Origin of the sequence: uncultured Cellulomonas sp. (genome assembly GCF_947494015.1) — a bacterium.
GTDB lineage: Bacteria > Actinomycetota > Actinomycetes > Actinomycetales > Cellulomonadaceae > Pengzhenrongella.
Genome location: NZ_CANLTL010000005.1, coordinates 73,587 through 90,069, shown reverse-complemented (window position 1 = coordinate 90,069; position 16,483 = coordinate 73,587). Strand labels below are relative to the sequence as shown.

15 protein-coding genes are annotated in these 16,483 nt (G+C 75.6%); 5 read left to right on the top strand and 10 right to left on the bottom strand.

From position 1 onward, the window contains the following. Window positions 1-113 precede the first annotated feature (113 nt). Window positions 114-1,727: a DAK2 domain-containing protein gene (locus tag Q0840_RS07290; protein WP_298458100.1), complete on the bottom strand. Its 1,614-nt coding sequence runs from the start codon at window positions 1,725-1,727 to the stop codon at window positions 114-116. A gap of 230 nt (window positions 1,728-1,957) precedes the next feature. Here Q0840_RS07290 and rpmB point away from each other — a divergent pair, with 230 nt between their 5' ends. Together rpmB and Q0840_RS07280 are read left to right on the top strand one after the other, a co-directional pair. Further along, entirely contained in the window at window positions 1,958-2,149 is a 192-nt protein-coding gene (rpmB, locus tag Q0840_RS07285) for a 50S ribosomal protein L28 (protein WP_298458097.1), read from the top strand. Between the two features lie 148 nt (window positions 2,150-2,297). Continuing rightward, entirely contained in the window at window positions 2,298-2,816 is a 519-nt protein-coding gene (locus tag Q0840_RS07280) for a GNAT family N-acetyltransferase (protein WP_298458094.1), read from the top strand. Window positions 2,817-2,856: 40 nt separating this feature from the next. Here Q0840_RS07280 and Q0840_RS07275 read toward each other — a convergent pair whose 3' ends face one another. Further along, entirely contained in the window at window positions 2,857-3,876 is a 1,020-nt protein-coding gene (locus Q0840_RS07275) for a thiamine-phosphate kinase (protein ID WP_298458092.1), read from the bottom strand. A gap of 39 nt (window positions 3,877-3,915) precedes the next feature. Here Q0840_RS07275 and Q0840_RS07270 point away from each other — a divergent pair, with 39 nt between their 5' ends. Then, complete coding sequence (locus Q0840_RS07270) at window positions 3,916-4,479, top strand: DUF3515 family protein (protein WP_298458091.1); 564 nt, start codon at window positions 3,916-3,918, stop codon at window positions 4,477-4,479. A 47-nt stretch (window positions 4,480-4,526) separates the two neighbouring features. On the opposite strand, the gene Q0840_RS07265 is transcribed toward Q0840_RS07270, so the two are convergent. Then, window positions 4,527-5,651 (bottom strand): D-alanine--D-alanine ligase family protein, encoded by a 1,125-nt coding sequence (locus tag Q0840_RS07265; protein WP_298458089.1) that lies wholly within the window; start codon window positions 5,649-5,651, stop codon window positions 4,527-4,529. 299 nt (window positions 5,652-5,950) lie between these two features. On the opposite strand from Q0840_RS07265, the gene Q0840_RS07260 reads away from it, so the two are divergent. Continuing rightward, window positions 5,951-7,090 (top strand): PLP-dependent aspartate aminotransferase family protein, encoded by a 1,140-nt coding sequence (locus Q0840_RS07260; RefSeq protein ID WP_298458526.1) that lies wholly within the window; start codon window positions 5,951-5,953, stop codon window positions 7,088-7,090. Window positions 7,091-7,141: 51 nt separating this feature from the next. Here the strand turns inward: Q0840_RS07260 and Q0840_RS07255 are convergent, their stop codons facing one another. Further along, window positions 7,142-7,813: a response regulator gene (locus tag Q0840_RS07255; RefSeq protein ID WP_298458088.1), complete on the bottom strand. Its 672-nt coding sequence runs from the start codon at window positions 7,811-7,813 to the stop codon at window positions 7,142-7,144. Further along, complete coding sequence (locus Q0840_RS07250) at window positions 7,810-8,940, bottom strand: DUF4118 domain-containing protein (RefSeq protein WP_298458087.1); 1,131 nt, start codon at window positions 8,938-8,940, stop codon at window positions 7,810-7,812. The genes Q0840_RS07255 and Q0840_RS07250 overlap by 4 nt, the downstream gene beginning before the upstream one ends. A 306-nt stretch (window positions 8,941-9,246) precedes the next feature. On the opposite strand from Q0840_RS07250, the gene Q0840_RS07245 reads away from it, so the two are divergent. Then, window positions 9,247-10,653 (top strand): TrkH family potassium uptake protein, encoded by a 1,407-nt coding sequence (locus Q0840_RS07245; RefSeq protein ID WP_298458084.1) that lies wholly within the window; start codon window positions 9,247-9,249, stop codon window positions 10,651-10,653. A gap of 76 nt (window positions 10,654-10,729) precedes the next feature. On the opposite strand, the gene Q0840_RS07240 is transcribed toward Q0840_RS07245, so the two are convergent. The 5 genes from Q0840_RS07240 to leuC all read right to left on the bottom strand — a co-directional run bounded on the left by Q0840_RS07240 (window position 10,730) and on the right by leuC (window position 16,478). Beyond that, window positions 10,730-11,728 carry an NAD(P)H-dependent glycerol-3-phosphate dehydrogenase gene (locus Q0840_RS07240; RefSeq protein ID WP_298458523.1) on the bottom strand — a complete coding sequence of 333 codons (999 nt, stop codon included), beginning with the start codon at window positions 11,726-11,728 and terminating at the stop codon, window positions 10,730-10,732. Window positions 11,729-11,733: 5 nt separating this feature from the next. Continuing rightward, window positions 11,734-12,600, bottom strand: a complete 867-nt coding sequence (locus tag Q0840_RS07235; protein WP_298458082.1) for a 1-acyl-sn-glycerol-3-phosphate acyltransferase — start codon at window positions 12,598-12,600, stop codon at window positions 11,734-11,736. Between the two features lie 165 nt (window positions 12,601-12,765). Continuing rightward, on the bottom strand, window positions 12,766-14,082 hold the full coding sequence (murA, locus tag Q0840_RS07230) for a UDP-N-acetylglucosamine 1-carboxyvinyltransferase (RefSeq protein WP_298458080.1): 1,317 nt from the start codon (window positions 14,080-14,082) through the stop codon (window positions 12,766-12,768). A 223-nt stretch (window positions 14,083-14,305) separates the two neighbouring features. Then, window positions 14,306-14,983: a 3-isopropylmalate dehydratase small subunit gene (leuD, locus tag Q0840_RS07225; RefSeq protein ID WP_298458077.1), complete on the bottom strand. Its 678-nt coding sequence runs from the start codon at window positions 14,981-14,983 to the stop codon at window positions 14,306-14,308. 55 nt (window positions 14,984-15,038) lie between these two features. After that, complete coding sequence (gene leuC, locus Q0840_RS07220; protein WP_298458075.1) at window positions 15,039-16,478, bottom strand: 3-isopropylmalate dehydratase large subunit; 1,440 nt, start codon at window positions 16,476-16,478, stop codon at window positions 15,039-15,041. Window positions 16,479-16,483: the final 5 nt, after the last annotated feature.

Sequence of the window (16,483 nt, the reverse complement as noted above, 5' to 3'; positions counted from 1 at the left end):
CCGCCTCCACCGTCCCGGCCGACCGGGACCGCTGCGTGCACGGTACGACCCGCCACCCGCACGCCGCACACGCGAGCCCGCGGGGGCGCCGGTGGGCGCCGGACCCGGTCACCTCACTCGACGCCGACCACAGCCGCGGGGACCGCCTGGCCGCCGTCCAGCACGACCACCTCCACCGCCGGGTGCGCCGCGGCGAGGGACCGGGTCAACGCGTCGGCCAGGTCCCCGGCCGGCCACCGGGACCCCAGGTCGGCGCCGCTGACGACCGTGACCAGCTCCCCGCCGCCGGCCAGCAGCCGCCCGGCCACGTCGGTCACCGCGCGCACGTCGGGCTCGCCGACGACGTCCGTGCGCAGCCTCGCCAGCGCGTCGCGCATCGCGGCCACCCGCGCCCCCGGGTCGCCGTCGGCGCGCTCGCCGGGGGCGCGCCCGCCGGTCGCGGCGAGCGCGACCACCGCACCGACGTGATCGGCCGCGTCCAGCACGTCGACCGGGACCCGGGCGTCCCCGGCGGCCCGGACCGCGGCCGTGCGGGCGGACGAGGACCCGGGCAGGACGACGACCCGCGCGGCACCGGTGTCGACCACCGCCCGCAGCACGACGCGGGCGTCGACGCTGCGATCGGTGTGGACCAGGACGACCGCCCCCGCCCGGGCGAGGTCCGCCACCAGCAGCGGCGCGCCGGTCCCGACCACGATCCCCAGACCGTCCGGCGAGGTGGGCGGGGTCAGGCTGCGCACGACGACCTGGCTGCGGATCCCCACGTCGCCGGCCGCGACGGCGGCGTCGGGACGGTCGGTGTGGACGTGCACGTGCCAGCCGTCGGCGTCCCCCACCACGGCCACGGAGGCGCCCACGGCGAGCAGTCGCCGTCGCAGCTCGTCGGCGACGTCCGCCGTCGCGGTGCCGTCCGCACGCGACTCCACCACGTACATCACCTCGAACTCGCCGTCGTCGGCGCGGTGCGCCCCCGGGAGGGGCCGCGGGCCGCGCAGGTCCGGCACGTCCGGCACGTCCGGCACGTCCGGCACGTCCGGGGAGCGACTCCCGGCGCTGCCGGCGACACCGGCCGACCCCGCGCCCCCGGCCGCGGGACCGGCGGCAGGTGCCGCCGGCGGGCCTCCCAGGGCGGTCGCGAGCGCCTCGAGCACCACCACGAGCCCCGACGCGCCCGCGTCGACCACCCCGGCCGTGCGCAGCACGTCGAGGGTCTGCGGGCTGCGCGCCAGGGCGTCGCGCGCCCCGGCGACGGCGGCTCGGGCCACGACGTCCGGTCCGGCGCCGTCGCGCGCCGCCGCACCGGCCGCGACCGCGGCTGCGGTGGCCGCGGTGAGGATGGTCCCCTCGACCGGCTGGGCGACCGCGGTGCGGGCGGCACGCTGCGCGTGGTCCAGCGCCGTCGCCACCACGGTCCCGCCGTCGCCGCCCGGCACGGCCCGCGCGAGGCCGGCCGCGAAGCCCTGCAGGTACTGGCTCACGATGACGCCCGAGTTGCCGCGGGCGCCGAGCAGGGCGCCCCGGGCGAAGACGGCGGCGACCTCGGCCGGGTGCGCACCGGACCCGGCGTCGCCCAGGTGCTCGGCCCCCTCGGCGACGGTGAGCGCGAGGTTGGTCCCCGTGTCGCCGTCGGCCACCGGGAAGACGTTGAGCCGGTCGATCGGGTCGCGCGCCACGGCCAGCGCGGCGGCGGCACCCACCGCCCAGCGGTGCACCGTCCCTGCGTCCACCTGGTCCCCCCCTCGGCGACGTCGTCCTGACCCTGCGCGCGGCGTCCGCGGCTGCTCGCAGCCACACTGTGACGTACGCCGACGCGTTTGGGGCTCGGCGCCGGCATCGGCTAGCCTGTGCAGGTTGCCCGGCCGCGTCGGGCAGTGACGGAGCGCCCTCTCGGGTGCGCACCGCAACCCCCGACCATTCCCCGCGCGAACTTCCGCGTGCACGACGATCAGGAGAGACCGTGGCTGCCAACTGCGACGTCTGTGGCAAGGGCCCCAGCTTCGGGCACAGCATCTCGCACTCGCACATCCGGACGAAGCGTCGCTGGAACCCGAACATCCAGCGGGTGCGCGCCCTGGTGGGCGGCTCGCCCAAGCGCGTCAACGTGTGCACCTCGTGCCTGAAGGCCGGCAAGGTCGTCCGCAACGTCTGACGACCGCCCGCACGTCCACGGAGCCCGCCCGGTCATCGACCTGGCGGGCTCCGTCGTCCGTGGGCACCGGTCGTGCGCCGACGCGCCCGGGCGTCCGGCCACCGGCGGACGGCTGCACCGGTGGGGTGCCGGATGGCATGGTGAGCCCATGGGGGAAGACACCGAGGTGACGATCCGTCCGGCCGACCCGAGCGACGCGCCGGCGATCGCACGCGTGCACATCGCGTCGTGGCAGGAGGCCTACGCGGGCATCGTCCCGACCGAGTACCTGACGTCGCTCGACCAGGAGCAGCGGCAGGAACGCTGGACGGAGCACCTGCGCAACGGGCCCCGCGACCGGGTCCGCACCTGGGTCGCCGACGACGGCAGCCGCATCCTCGGCTTCGCCTCCGTGGGGCCCGCCCGCGACGAGGACGCCGGCCGCGACGACGAGGAGATCTACTCCATCTACCTGGACCCGGCGATGTGGGGCAAGGGCGTCGCGCGTGACCTCATGCGCTCGGTCCTGGCCGACGTGACCACCGGGTCCCTGACCCTGTGGGTCCTGGCGGACAACGCGCGGGCGCGCCACTTCTACCGCCGCCACGGGTTCACCCCCGACGGCGCCGAGCGCCTGGAGGAGCTCGGCGGCGTCCAGCTGCTCGAGGTCCGCTACCGCCGCGGCTGACGCGCCGCCGGCGGGGCGGCCGCGCGCAGCCACCGGGGCGTCACCGGGCGAAGTGGTCCCATCCCGGCGAGATCGGTCCGGGCGGGCGGCCGGCGACCAGCACACCCGTCGCGTGCCGGTCGCCGTCCTGCCCGCCGTCGTGGGCGGCGCGCACGCGTCCCACGGCCCGGAACGGCGGCGGCAGCCGGGCGCCGGCCGGGAACGTCGCCAGCAGCCCGTGGTCCTCCCCGCCGGTCAGGACCCACTGCGACGCGCTCTGCCCGAGCGCCGCGGCGGCACCGGCCAGCGCCTCCAGGTCGGCGGCGAAGGCGCACGCCACGTCGTCGAGGTCCAGCACCACCCCGCTGGCCCGGGCGATCCGTCCCGCGTCGCGCAGCAGCCCGTCGGAGACGTCGAGCATCGCCGTCGCCCCCGCCGCCGCGGCGGCGGGGCCCGCGGCGAGCGGGGACTGCGGGCGCAGGTAGGCGTCCACGAGCTGCGGCCAGGCGTCGCCGCGACCGGCGGTCAGCAGCGCGAGCCCGGCCGCCGAGCGTCCGCGGACACCGGCGTGCGCGACGACGTCGCCCGGCCGGGCGCCGGACCGCAGCACCGGTGCGCGGCCGGCCAGGTCGCCGTGCACGGTCACCGACACGACGACGGTGTCGCCGCCGGACAGGTCGCCGCCCACGACGCCGACGTCGTGCGGTCCGCAGGCCGCGGCCAGCCCGCGGGCGAAGCCGGTCACCCAGTCCACCGGGAGGTCGGCCGGGGCGACCAGGCCGACCACCAGGCTCGTCGGCCGGGCACCCATCGCGGCGATGTCGGCGAGGTTCTGCACGGCCGCACGCCGACCGACGTCCTCCCCGGAGGACCACTCGCGCCGGAAGTGCCGTCCCTCGACCAGCACGTCGGTCGACACCACGACCCGCCCGTCCGGGGCGCTGACGACCGCGGCGTCGTCCCCGGGGCCCAGCAGGGTGGCACCGCCGCGCGGCAGCAGGGGGAAGATCCCGGCGAGCAGGCCGTCCTCGGAGGCGTCGGCCACGGTGGGACCGGTGGGGACCGGCGGCTCGGGGGTCACGGCCGTCACGGTACCCACCGCCGGACTACCGTGACGGTCATGCCTGCGCCGACCCCTGCCGCGCCCACCGACCGGCAGGTGCACGGGTGGGAGGCCCGGGAGACGGTCCGGGCGACCTCGCGTCGGACGCTGCGACGGGTCGCGCCGGTGCTCGCTGCCGGCGCGGCGCTGACCGGCTGCTCGTCCTCCGTCGAGGTGCCGGTCGCGCCGTACGCGGACGACCCGGTGTGCGCGCGTGTGATCCTCGCGCTGCCCGACGTGCTGGCCGGGGCCGACCGCGTGAGCACCACGAGCCAGGGCACGGCGGCGTGGACCGCCGGGGAGCCGGGCGACGCGATCACGCTGCGCTGCGGCGTCGAGCCGCTGCCGCCGACGACGGAGCAGTGCGTCACCGTGGCGGACGACCGGGGCCGCAGCGTCGACTGGGTCGCCGTCCCGGGTGACGAGTCGACCCGCACGCCGTGGCGGTTCACCACGTACGGGCGCCTGCCGGCGGTGGAGGTGGTCGTGCCGTCGTCCGTGCCGCCCGACCGCGCCCAGTCCCTGCTGGTGGACCTGGGCGAGGCGGCCTCGCACGCGAAGCAGTCGCGGGCGTGCCTGTAGGGGGCCGCTCGGGGTGCCGGCGCGCCGGGTGAGCCTGCGCCGTCGGCTCAGCGCAGCCCGGTGGGACGGGCCAGCGCCAGGGTGAGCAGCTCGTCGATGAGGTCCGGGTACGCCATCCCGGACGCCTCCCACATCCGCGGGTACATCGAGAACGGCGTGAAGCCCGGCATCGTGTTGATCTCGTTGACGACGACGCCGTCGTCGGGCGTCACGAAGACGTCGACGCGCGCCAGGCCCTCGCAGCCGACGGCGTCGAACGTCCGGACCGCGACCTCGCGGACCCTCTCCAGCACCTCGCGGGGCAGGTCGGCCGGGCAGGACAGCTCGACGCCGCCCTCGTCGAGGTACTTCGCCTCGAAGTCGTAGAAGCCGTGGCGGCTGTCGGTGACGACGATCTCCCCCGGCTGCGACGCGCGCGCCGGCTCACCGGGGCGCCCGCCGAGCACCGCGCACTCGATCTCCCGGCCGGTGACCCCCGCCTCGACGACGACCTTGGGGTCGTGCTCGCGCGCCCGGGCGACGGCCGCCGGCAGGTCGGCGAGGTCGTCGACCTTGGAGATGCCCAGGCTCGACCCCGCCCGCGCCGGCTTGACGAACACCGGCAGCCCGAGGTCCGCCACCGTCCGGGTCCAGGTGTCCGGGTCGCGCTCGAACGCGCCCGGCGGGATGACCCTGAACGGGGCGATCGGCAGACCCGCGCCGGCCAGCACGAGCTTCATGAAGTGCTTGTCCATGCCCACCGCGGACGCCAGCACGCCGGCCCCGACGTACCGCAGGTCGACGAGCTCGAGCAGGCCCTGCAGCGTGCCGTCCTCGCCGAACGGCCCGTGCAGCAGCGGGAAGACGACGTCGACCGAGCCGAGCAGCTCGGGTGCGGACGCCCCGCGCACCACCTGGAGGTCGCTGACGTCGGCGGACTGCGGCAGCAGCACCTGCGCGCCGTCACCGGTGACCTCGGGCAGGTGACCGTCGGTGATGGACCACACGTCCGGGTCGTCGTCGACCAGCACCCAGCGGCCGGTCCGGGTGATGCCGACCGGGAGCACGTCGTACCTGGTGCGGTCGATCGCCCGCAGGACCCCGCCGGCGGTGGCGCAGCTGATGGCGTGCTCGCCCGAGCGTCCGCCGAACAGCAGCAGCACCCGCGGCCGAGCGCCGGCCGTGGGCGTCACGGGCGGTCCAGGGGCGGGGCGAGGAGGGGGGCGACACGGGGGGCGGCGAGCGTGTCGACCCGCGGGTCGACACGCAGGGCGGCGGGGCTCGGTTCCATCGCGCCCGACCCTACCGGCCGGGCGCGGGCGGTCCGTCCGCGCCACGTCGGGCGCGCACTACCCTGGCGGGCGTGGACGACCAGACCCCCGACCCCGCCGCTGCCACCCTCGAGGGGACGCCGGACGTCGACGGTGCCGGCGCTGCCGACGGCGCCGGCGGTGCCGACGCCCGCGGCGACGGGCACGCCGACCCGGCGGGCCTGTCCCCCGCGACCGTCGCGGTGACCTCCGGCCGACCCGCGCGGGTCCCGGGCGGGCCGGTCAACCCGCCCGTGGTGCTGTCCTCGACGTACGTGTCCGCCGGCACGCCGCCGCCGGGTGACCTGCTGTACGCGCGGTCCGGCACCGAGACGTGGGTGCCGTTCGAGCGCACCCTGGCGGACCTCGAGGGCGCCGCGCAGCCCGCGCTCGTCTTCTCCTCCGGGATGGCGGCCATCGCCGCCGCGCTGTCGCTGGTGCCGGTCGGCGGCCGCCTCGTGGTGCCCCGGCACGCCTACCAGGTCACGCTCGGCTTCGCCGACGACCTGGCCGCCCGGGCGGGGGTCGAGGTGGTCCGGGTCGACATCGCCGACACCGACGCCGTGGTCGCCGCCGTGCGCGCCGCGCCGACGTCGCTGCTGTGGGTGGAGTCCCCCACCAACCCGATGCTGGAGGTCGCCGACCTGCCCGCGCTGGTGGCCGCTGCGCACGCGGCGGACGTGCCGGTCGCGGTCGACAACACGTTCGCGACGCCGCTCGGCCAGCGCCCGCTGGCGTGGGGCGCGGACGTCGTCGTGCACTCGGTGACGAAGTACCTCGCGGGGCACAGCGACGTGGTGCTGGGCGCCGTCGTGGTCGCCGACGCCGCGCTGCGGGACCGGTTCCTCGCGTACCGCACGCTGCACGGGGCGATCGCCGGACCGTGGGAGGTGTGGCTCGCGCTGCGGGGGATGCGGACCCTGGCGCTGCGGGTGGAGCGGTCGCAGGCCAACGCCGCCGAGATCGCCCGCCGGCTCGCCGGGCACCCGGCGGTCGCCCAGGTGCGCCACCCGTCGCTCCCCGACGACCCGGGGCACGAGCGCGCGACCGCGTTGATGACCGGGTACGGGTCGATCATCGGCCTGCGCCCGGCGGGCGGGGTCGCCGCGGCCGACGCCGTGGTCGACGCGCTGCGGCTGTGGGTCCCGGCGACCAGCCTGGGCGGGGTCGAGTCCAGCCTCGAGCGGCGGCGACGGTTCGCGACGGAGTCGGCCACGGTGCCCGAGGACCTGCTGCGGCTGTCGGTCGGGATCGAGGACGTCGAGGACCTGTGGACGGACCTGGCCGCGGCGCTGGACGGCCTCGGCGGTCCGGGGGCGTAGGCGCACCCCGGCCCTGCCCTACCGACCCGTGCCGGACCGTCCCCCGTCGCCCTACGGCTCGAACCGGTAGCCGACGCCCGGCGCGGTGAGCAGGTGCCGCGGCGACGACGGGTCCGCCTCGAGCTTGCGGCGCAGCTGGGCGACGTACACCCGCAGGTAGTGGGCGGGCGCGTGCTCGAGCCCCCAGACGTCGCGCAGCAGGTCGCGCTGGCTCACGAGCGCGCCCGAGGACTGGACCAGCACCTCCAGCAGGTTCCACTCCGTGGGCGTGAGCCGGACCAGCGCACCGTCGCGCTCGACCCGCCGGGCCGTCAGGTCGATGCTCAGCGCACCGGCGCGCACGACGGCGCCCGGTGCGTGCGGGGCCGCCCGGCGCAGCGCGGCCCGCACACGCGCGAGCAGCTCGTCCATGCCGAACGGCTTGGTCACGTAGTCGTCGGCGCCGGCGTCCAGGGCGGCGACCTTGGCGGCCTCGGCGTCCCGGGCGGACAGGATGAGCACCGGCACGTCGGAGCCCGTGCGAACCTGCCGGACGACCTCCACACCGTCGAGGTCGGGCAGGCCGAGGTCCAGCACCACGACGTCCGGGGGACGGCGCGCCACGGCGTCCAGGGCCGTGCGGCCGTCGGGGGCGGCCTCGACGTCGAACCCTCGCGCCCGGAGGCTGATGGTCAGCGTGTCCACGAGCACGGCGTCGTCCTCGACGAGGAGCAGCCGGCTCACGCGGCGGCCACCGGCAGGGTCACGGTCATGGTCAGGCCCCCGCCGGGCGTGGTGGAGGGCCGGACCTCCGCTCCCATCGCCTCGCAGAAGCCCTCGACGATGGCCAGCCCCAGCCCGACGTGCGACCCGGTGCCGCGGTCACCCGGCCGGCTGCGGTCCCCGAGCTCGCTGCGGTCGCCGAGCTGACGGAACGGCGCGAACAGCCCGGCCCGGTCCTCGGGAGCAACCCCCGGTCCGTGGTCGACGACGTGCAGCGCCACGGCCTCGCCGGCCGCGGGGCCGTCCTGCCGGGGGTCGGACGCCGGCACCACCTCGGCGCGGAGGTCCACCGGCGTTCCCGGCGCGGTGAAGCGCACCGCGTTCTCCACCAGGTTCGCGACGACGCGCTCGAGCAGGGCCGCGTCGGTCAGCACGAACGGCAGGTCGTCGGCGACGTCCACGCGGACGGCCGCGTGGTGGTCGGCGAGCAGGGCCCGCACCACCACCTCGTCCAGGGCCACGGGGGCCGGGCGGGCGGTGACGGCGTCGGCGCGCAGGCGGGTGATGTCCAGCAGGTTGGTGACCAGGCGGGTGAGCCGGTCCGTCGACTCGTCGGCGGTCGCCAGCAGCCGCGCGCGGGACGCGTCGTCCCAGTCGACGTCGTCCTGCCGCAGGCTGCTGAGCGCGGCCTTGATGCCGGCCAGCGGTGTGCGCAGGTCGTGGCCGACGGCGGCCAGCAGCGCCGACCGGACCCGGTCCTCGGCGGCCAGCTCCCGGGTCCGCGCGGCCTGCTCCGCGAGCATCCGCTGGTGCTCGGCGCGGTCCCGGGCGGCGAGCTCGACGATCGCGCTGACCGTCACCGCCGCTCCGGCGAACACGACCAGCTCCAGCAGGTCGTCACGGCCCGCGACCGTCAGCGTGTGGAGCGGCGGGGTGAAGAACCAGTTGCCCAGCCCGAAGGACACCAGCGCGGCCAGCAGCCCGGGCACGAGGCTGCCCACCGCGGCGACCACCACGACCACCAGCAGGTAGACGAGCAGGACGCTGCCGAGCGCGAGCTGGTCCCGGAAGGCGACGAGGACCGCCGTCGTCGCCGGCAGGCCGACCGAGCAGATCAGCACCGCCGCGCGTCGCCGGGCGGGGCTCACGCCGCCCCGCCGCGGCGGCGGTGCCACAGCCGGTGCTGCCCCTGTCGACACGCCCCCAGGGTCCCACACCGTGGCCCGGCGACCGACGGCCCGGCCACCGCCGGCGGGTCACACCCGGCCGGCGACGACGGCGCGGCGCAGGCGACCACCGGCGCCCTGCCAAGCCCTGACATCCCCTTGACGCCCGGGGGCGCCCGATCGGTCGGTCGCGGTCCGGGCGCTGCCTAGGGTCGGTGCGCAGTCCCGCGGCGCGGGTCCGACCCGGACCGTGCGCCGCACGACCACCCCGAGGTGCAGCCGCTCGTCATGCTCGTCCAACCCGCTCTCGCCGTCTCGTCGCCCGACCTGCGCACCTCCCGGCAGCCGCCGGCGCGGCGACGCTTCCGCCCCGGCCTGCACCAGCCGGGCCGCCTGGTGGTCGCCGGCTTCGCCGTCGGCGTGGTCGTCGGCACCCTGCTGCTCGCCCTGCCGATCGCGCGGTCTGGCCCGGGCGGCGCCTCGCTCCTGGCGGCGCTGTTCACCGCGACGTCGGCGCTGTGCGTGACGGGGCTGGCGATCGTCGACACCCCGACCTACTGGAGCGGCTTCGGGCAGGTCGTGATCCTCGGGCTCATCCAGGTCGGCGGCTTCGGGATCATGGCGCTGGCCTCGCTCCTGGGTCTGCTCATCTCCCGCCGGCTGGGCCTGGGGTCGCGGCTGCTCGCTGCCACGGAGACCAAGGCCGTCGGGCTCGGGGACGTGCGCACCGTGCTGTTCGGGGTCGCCCGGATCAGCCTCGTGGTGGAGGCGGTCACCGCGCTCGTCCTGGCGGGCCGGTTCGCGCTGACCTACGACGAGACGTTGCCGCGCAGCCTGTGGCTGGGGGTCTTCCACGCGGTCTCGGCGTTCAACAACGCCGGCTTCGCCCTGTTCAGCGACAGCCTGACCGGCTTCGTCGACGACCCGTGGATCAGCCTGCCGATCTGCGCCGCGGTGATCCTCGGGGGGCTCGGGTTCCCGGTGATCCTCGAGCTGCTGCGCGAACGCCGGACCCGCCGGTGGTCCGTCCACACGAAGCTCACCCTGGTGATGACCGCCATCCTGCTGGTGGGTGGCACCGTGTTCATGACGGTCGCCGAGTGGGCGAACCCGGCCACGCTGGGCGCGCTCGAGCCGCCCGGGCGGCTGCTGGCGGGGTTCGTCCAGGGCGTCATGCCGCGCACGGCCGGGTTCAACAGCGTGGACCCCGGAGCGATGAACACCGGGACGCTGCTGGGGACCGACATCCTCATGTTCATCGGGGGCGGCAGCGCGGGCACCGCGGGCGGGATCAAGGTGGGAACCTTCGCCGTCCTGCTGCTGGCCATCCTGGCCGAGCTGCGCGGCGACCCGGACGCCGACCTGTTCGACCGCCGGCTGTCGCACGCCACCATCCGCCAGGCCCTGTCGGTGGCGCTGCTCAGCGTCGCCGCGGTCGTGGTCCCCACCCTCGTCATCGCGATCACCACGACGACGTTGACGTTGGACCAGATCCTCTACGAGGTGGTGTCCGCCTTCGCCACGGTCGGCCTGTCCACCGGCATCACCGCCGACCTGGCCCCCTGGCACCAGCTGATCCTCGTGGGCCTGATGTTCGCCGGTCGCCTGGGCCCGGTGACCCTCGCCTCCGCCCTCGTGCTGCGCGAGCACCGGCGCCTGTACCGGCGGCCCGAGGGCCGGCCGCTGATCGGCTAGCGGCCCGCAGCCGGCGGACGCGCCCCCGCACGCGCGACCGCCGCGGGCGCGGCGCCGGCCCGGCCGCGTCGGCCCGCTACAGCCCCTCGGCGCGGTGCGGCCGGCCCAGCAGCAGCGGCGCCAGCTCGTCCACCGGCAGCCCGCCGTGCAGGACGTCGACCACGGCCGACGTGATCGGCATCTCGACGCCGACGGACGCCCCGAGCTCGAGGATGGACCGGGACGACTTGACGCCCTCCGCGGTCCCCCCGGTGACCGCCAGCGCCTGCTCCAGGGTGAGCCCCTGACCGATGTGCGAGCCGAGCGTGTGGTTGCGCGACAGGGGCGAGGCGCAGGTCGCCATCAGGTCCCCCATGCCGGCCAGACCCGGGAACGTCTCGGCGTCGGCGCCCAGGGCGAGCCCGAGGCGGGTGATCTCCACCAGGCCGCGGGTGATCACGGTGGCCATGGTGTTGAAGCCGAGCCCGCGGCCCTGGGCGATGCCGACCGCGAGCGCGATGACGTTCTTGGCCGCCCCGCACAGCTCGACCCCGACGACGTCGGTGTGGGTGTACGGACGGAAGTATCCCGTCGCACATCCCGCCGCGACCCGGCGCGCGACGGCCTCGTCGACCGCCGCGACCACCGTCGCGGTGGGCTGCCGCTCGGCGATCTCCCGGGCCAGGTTGGGGCCGGACACGACCGCGACCCGCTCGTAGTCGATCGCCAGCGACTCGGCGACGACCTGGCTCATCCGGCGGTCCGACGTCAGCTCGACGCCCTTCATCAGGGACACGGCCGTGGCGCCGGGCGCCACGTGGTCGGCGAGCGGCTCCAGGGTCGCGCGCGCGCTCTGCGAGGGGATGGCGACGACGACGAGGTCGGCGCCGTCGAGCACGGACAGCGCGTCGGTGGAGGCGGTCAGGCCCGCGGGCAGCTCGATGCCGGGCAGGTACTCCTCGTTGCGGTGCTCGAGCGTGATGTCCCGGCAGACGTCGTCGCGGCGGCCCCAGAGGGTCACGTCGCACCCGGCGTCGGCGAGCACGGCGGCGAAGGTGGTCCCCCACGAGCCCGTGCCCAGGACGGCGGCCCGCAGGCCGGTCACGCGGTCCCCTGCCCGACCTGCGGTCCGCCGGACGGGGGTCCGTCGGACGTCGGCCCGTCGGGCGTCGTCGTGGGGCGCTCCTCGCCGGGCTCGCCGGGAGCGGCCGGGCCGACGACGGCGTCGTCGTCGTCGGGGACGGCCGCGCCGGCGCGGGCCGCCGCGCGGCGAACGTCGAACCGCACCGCGGGCGCCGTCTGCCCCCGTAGGCCCTCCAGCAGCAGCGTGATGGCCGCCATGACCCGCTCGGTGGCCTCTCGCAGGGTCGCGGTGTCCAGCGGCCGGCCGTAGAGGTCGTCCAGGTCGACCGGGGGCCCGGCCACGACGGTCACGCGCTTGCGGGGGAACGGCTTGAGCACCTTCTTGTACTGGCCGAGCAGGTCCTGCGGGCCCCACTGGGCGATCGGCACCACGGGCGCCCGGGTGGTCAGCGCCAGCCGCGCGACCCCGGTCTTGCCGACCATGGGCCACAGGTCGGGGTCGCGGGTCAGCGTCCCCTCGGGGAACACCGCCACGCAGTCGCCCGCCGCGACGGCGTCGACCGCGGCCCGCAGGGAGTCACCCGCCTGGGCGGTGTTGCGGTACACGGGGATCTGGCCGGTCGCCCGCAGCACCGCGCCGACCACGGGCACACCGAAGAGCGACGACTTCGCGAGGATCTTCGGGGTGATCCCGTTGTCGTACAGGTAGTGCGCGAACGTCAGCGGGTCGACGTTCGTCATGTGGTTGGCCGCCGCGATGAACCCGTGGTCGGTGGGTAGGTGCTCGACGCCGCGCCAGTCGGGCCGCGTCATCGCGAACAGCAGCGGCCGGAGCACGCGCGCGACATTGCGATAGGCGCGGTTGGAGCGTCTGGGGGCGGGCACGGCGAGGATGCTACCGGGCTGCCCCCGGGACCCCCGCGCCGACGACGGCGGCCCGGCGCGGCGACGGGCGTCGCCGGCCGGGCCGGTGGGTCGTGCGTGGCGGCGGTGCTGCCCTGGGTCGTGCGTGGCGCGGGCGTAGAGCCGGCCCGGGGCGGGGCGGCCCGGTCAGTCGCGGCTGAACTCGGCGCCGAGCGCGGTCAGCTTGTCGGTGAAGTGCTCGTAGCCGCGGTCGATCAGGCCGATCCCGCGGACCGTGGAGGTGCCCTTGGCGGTGAGCGCCGCGATGAGGTGGCTGAACCCGCCGCGCAGGTCCGGCACCTCGATCTCGGCGGCCTCGAGCGGCGTCGGGCCGGAGACGACGGCGGAGTGTCGGAAGTTGCGCTGGCCGAACCGGCACGGCCGCCCGCCCAGGCACTCCCGGTAGACCTGGATGTTCGCGCCCATGCCGACCAGCGCGTCGGTGAACCCGAAGCGGTTCTCGTAGACGGTCTCGTGCACGATCGACAGCCCGGTGGCCTGGGTGAGCGCGACGACGAGGGGCTGCTGCCAGTCCGTCATGAACCCGGGGTGGACGTCGGTCTCCAGCACGATCGACTTCAGGTCGCCGCCCGGGTGCAGGAACCGGATGCCGTCGTCGTCCACCTCGAACTCGCCGCCGACCTTGCGGAACGTGTTGAGGAAGGTGGTCATCTCGGGCTGCGTGGCGCCACGGACGTAGATGTCACCGCGGGTGGCCAGGGCCGCCGAGGCCCACGACGCCGCCTCGATGCGGTCGGACAGCGCGGTGTGGCGGTAGCCGCGCAGGCGCGGCACGCCCTCGATCCTGATCACCCGGTCGGTGTCCACGGAGATGATCGCGCCCATCTTCTGCAGGACGTTGATCAGGTCCATGATCTCGGGCTCGATGGCGGCGTTCGCCAGCTCGGTCACGCCCTCGGCGCGCACGGCGGTGAGCAGCAGCTGCTCGGTGGCCCCGACGCTCGGGTACGGCAGGGCGATCTTGGTGCCGTGCAGGCCGTGCGGCGCGCGGATGTGGATGCCCTGCTCACGCTTGTCCACCACGGCGCCGAACTGCCGCAGGATGTCCAGGTGGTAGTTGATCGGCCGGTCGCCGATCCGACAGCCGCCCAGGTCGGGGATGAACGCCTCGCCCAGGCGGTGCAGCAGCGGCCCGCAGAACAGGATCGGGATGCGGCTGGACCCGGCGTGCGCGTCGATGTCGGCGACGTGCGCCGTCTCGACGTCGGTGGGATCCAGGTGCAGGGTGCCGGCGTCCGCGTCGGCGTCGACCTTGACGCCATGCAGCTCCAGCAGCCCGGTCACGACCCCGACGTCGCGGATCTGCGGGACGTTGCGCAGGACGCTCGGGGTCTCCCCCAGCAGGGACGCGACCATCGCCTTGGAGACGAAGTTCTTGGCTCCGCGAACGGTGATCTCTCCACCGAGGGGGTTGCCACCGTTGACGTAGAGCAGATCGGTCATGTCCTCATGGTTGCGCACCCGGACCGTCGGACCTAGCCACGACGCGGGCGTGCCGCGTCACAGCGCGAAACCTTCACACCCGCACCCCCGCTCCCCCGCACCGTCCGCCCGCCAGGCCTCCGCCCCGCCCACCCACGCCGAGTGCGACGTCGTGGACCCTTCGCGGGGGCGGAGGAGTCCACGACGTCGCACTCGGCGGCGGGCTGCGGACGGGGGCCGTCGGTCAGGGCCGGGGCGAGGTGCCGGCCGGGGAGCCGATCGTGACCGGTACCGGGCGGGCGGCCTCGATCTCCACCGGCGGCAGGTGCTTGGCCGGCAGCGTCAGCGGGCGCCACGGCTCGCGCCGGGCCTCGAAGTCGACGATCTCGTCCTCGTGGCCCAGGGTCAGGCCGATGTCGTCCAGGCCCTCCATGAGCCGCCACCGGGTGTAGTCGTCGACCTGGATGGGCACGACGACGTCGTCGCAGGTCGCGGTGCGAGCGACGAGGTCGACGGTCACCTCGGTCCCGGGCCGCGTCTCGAGGACCTTCCAGAGCAGCTCGATGTCCTCGGGCGCGACGACGGCGGCGAGCAGGCCCTGCTTGCCGGAGTTGCCGCGGAAGATGTCCGCGAACCGGGACGACAGCACGGCCTTGAAGCCGTAGTCCTTCAGCGCCCACACGGCGTGCTCGCGCGAGGACCCGGTGCCGAAGTCGGGACCGGCCACGAGCACCGAGCCGGCGGCGTACGCCGGCTGGTTCAGGACGAACGCCGGGTCACCGCGCCAGGCGGCGAACAGCGCGTCCTCGAACCCGGTGCGGGTCACGCGCTTGAGGTAGACGGCCGGGATGATCTGGTCGGTGTCGACGTTGCTGCGGCGCAGCGGCACGCCGACCCCGGTGTGCTGGGTGAACTTCTCCATGAGGCGGGGCTCCGGTTCTGCGGGCGTCAGGGGTGGTCTGGGGTGGGCGCGGCGGTCAGGCGTGGGCGAGCTCGGGCTCGCGGGCGGCGTCCGGGCCGAGGTCGGCGACCGACGACAGGGTCCCCCGGATCGCGGTCGCCGCGGCGACCAGCGGTGACACCAGGTGGGTGCGCCCGCCCTTGCCCTGCCGGCCCTCGAAGTTGCGGTTCGACGTCGACGCGCTGCGCTCGCCCGGCGCGAGCTGGTCGGGGTTCATGCCCAGGCACATGGAGCACCCCGCGTTGCGCCACTCCGCGCCGAAGTCCTTGAAGATCCGGTCGAGTCCCTCGGCCTCGGCCTGCAACCGCACCCGCGCCGAGCCAGGCACCACCAGCACGCGCAGCGACTCCGCCTTGTGCTTGCCCTCGATCACCTGGGCGACCGACCGCAGGTCCTCGATGCGGCCGTTGGTGCACGACCCGATGAACACGGTGTCCACCGCGATGTCGCGCAGCGGCATGCCCGGGGTCAGGCCCATGTACTCGATGGCGCGCTCGGCGGCGAGCCGGTCCCCGGGGTCGGTGATCTGCTCCGGGACCGGGACGGTCGCCGACAGCGGCAGGCCCTGGCCGGGGTTCGTGCCCCAGGTGACGAACGGCTCGAGGTCGTCCGCGTCGAGCACCACCTCGGCGTCGAAGACGGCGTCGTCGTCGCTGCGCAGGGTGCGCCAGTACTCGACCGCCGCGTCCCAGTCGGCCCCCTCGGGGGCGTGCGGGCGGCCCTTCAGGTACTCGAAGGTCGTCTCGTCCGGGGCGATCATCCCGGCGCGCGCGCCGGCCTCGATGGACATGTTGCAGATGGTCATCCGCGCCTCCATCGACAGCGACCGGATGGCCTCGCCGCGGTACTCCAGCACGTAGCCCTGGCCGCCGCCGGTCCCGATCCTGGCGATGACGGCCAGGATGATGTCCTTGGCGGTGGTGCCGGGCTTGAGGTCGCCGTCGACGGTGATCGCCATGGTCTTGAACGGGTTCAGCGGCAGCGTCTGCGTCGCGAGCACGTGCTCGACCTCGCTGGTGCCGATGCCGAACGCCAGCGCCCCGAACGCGCCGTGGGTGGAGGTGTGCGAGTCGCCGCACACGACGGTCAGCCCCGGCATGGTCAGGCCCAGCTGCGGGCCGACGACGTGCACGATGCCCTGGTCGGCGTCGCCCAGGGAGTGCAGCCGGATGCCGAACTCGACGGCGTTGTTGCGCAGGGTCTGGATCTGCGTGCGGCTGGTCGTGTCGGCGATCGGCCGGTCGATGTCCAGCGTGGGGGTGTTGTGGTCCTCGGTCGCGATGGTCAGGTCCGGCCGGCGGACCGGGCGACCAGCGAGGCGCAGACCCTCGAACGCCTGCGGGCTGGTCACCTCGTGGACCAGGTGCAGGTCGATGTAGAGCAGGTCAGGAGCACCGTCCGCGCCGCGGCGCACGATGTGCGCGTCCCAGACCTTCTCCGCCAGCGTGCCGGCCATGTCTC

Excerpts from the sequence above, each read along its gene's own strand:
- Q0840_RS07280 (WP_298458094.1), top strand. The coding sequence starts at position 2,298 with ATGGGGGAAGACACCGAGGTGACGATCCGTCCGGCCGACCCGAGCGAC.
- Q0840_RS07270 (WP_298458091.1), top strand. The coding sequence starts at position 3,916 with ATGCCTGCGCCGACCCCTGCCGCGCCCACCGACCGGCAGGTGCACGGG.
- Q0840_RS07245 (WP_298458084.1), top strand. The coding sequence starts at position 9,247 with ATGCTCGTCCAACCCGCTCTCGCCGTCTCGTCGCCCGACCTGCGCACC.
- murA (WP_298458080.1), bottom strand. The coding sequence starts at position 14,082 with ATGACCGATCTGCTCTACGTCAACGGTGGCAACCCCCTCGGTGGAGAG.
- leuD (WP_298458077.1), bottom strand. The coding sequence starts at position 14,983 with ATGGAGAAGTTCACCCAGCACACCGGGGTCGGCGTGCCGCTGCGCCGC.
- leuC (WP_298458075.1), bottom strand. The coding sequence starts at position 16,478 with ATGGCCGGCACGCTGGCGGAGAAGGTCTGGGACGCGCACATCGTGCGC.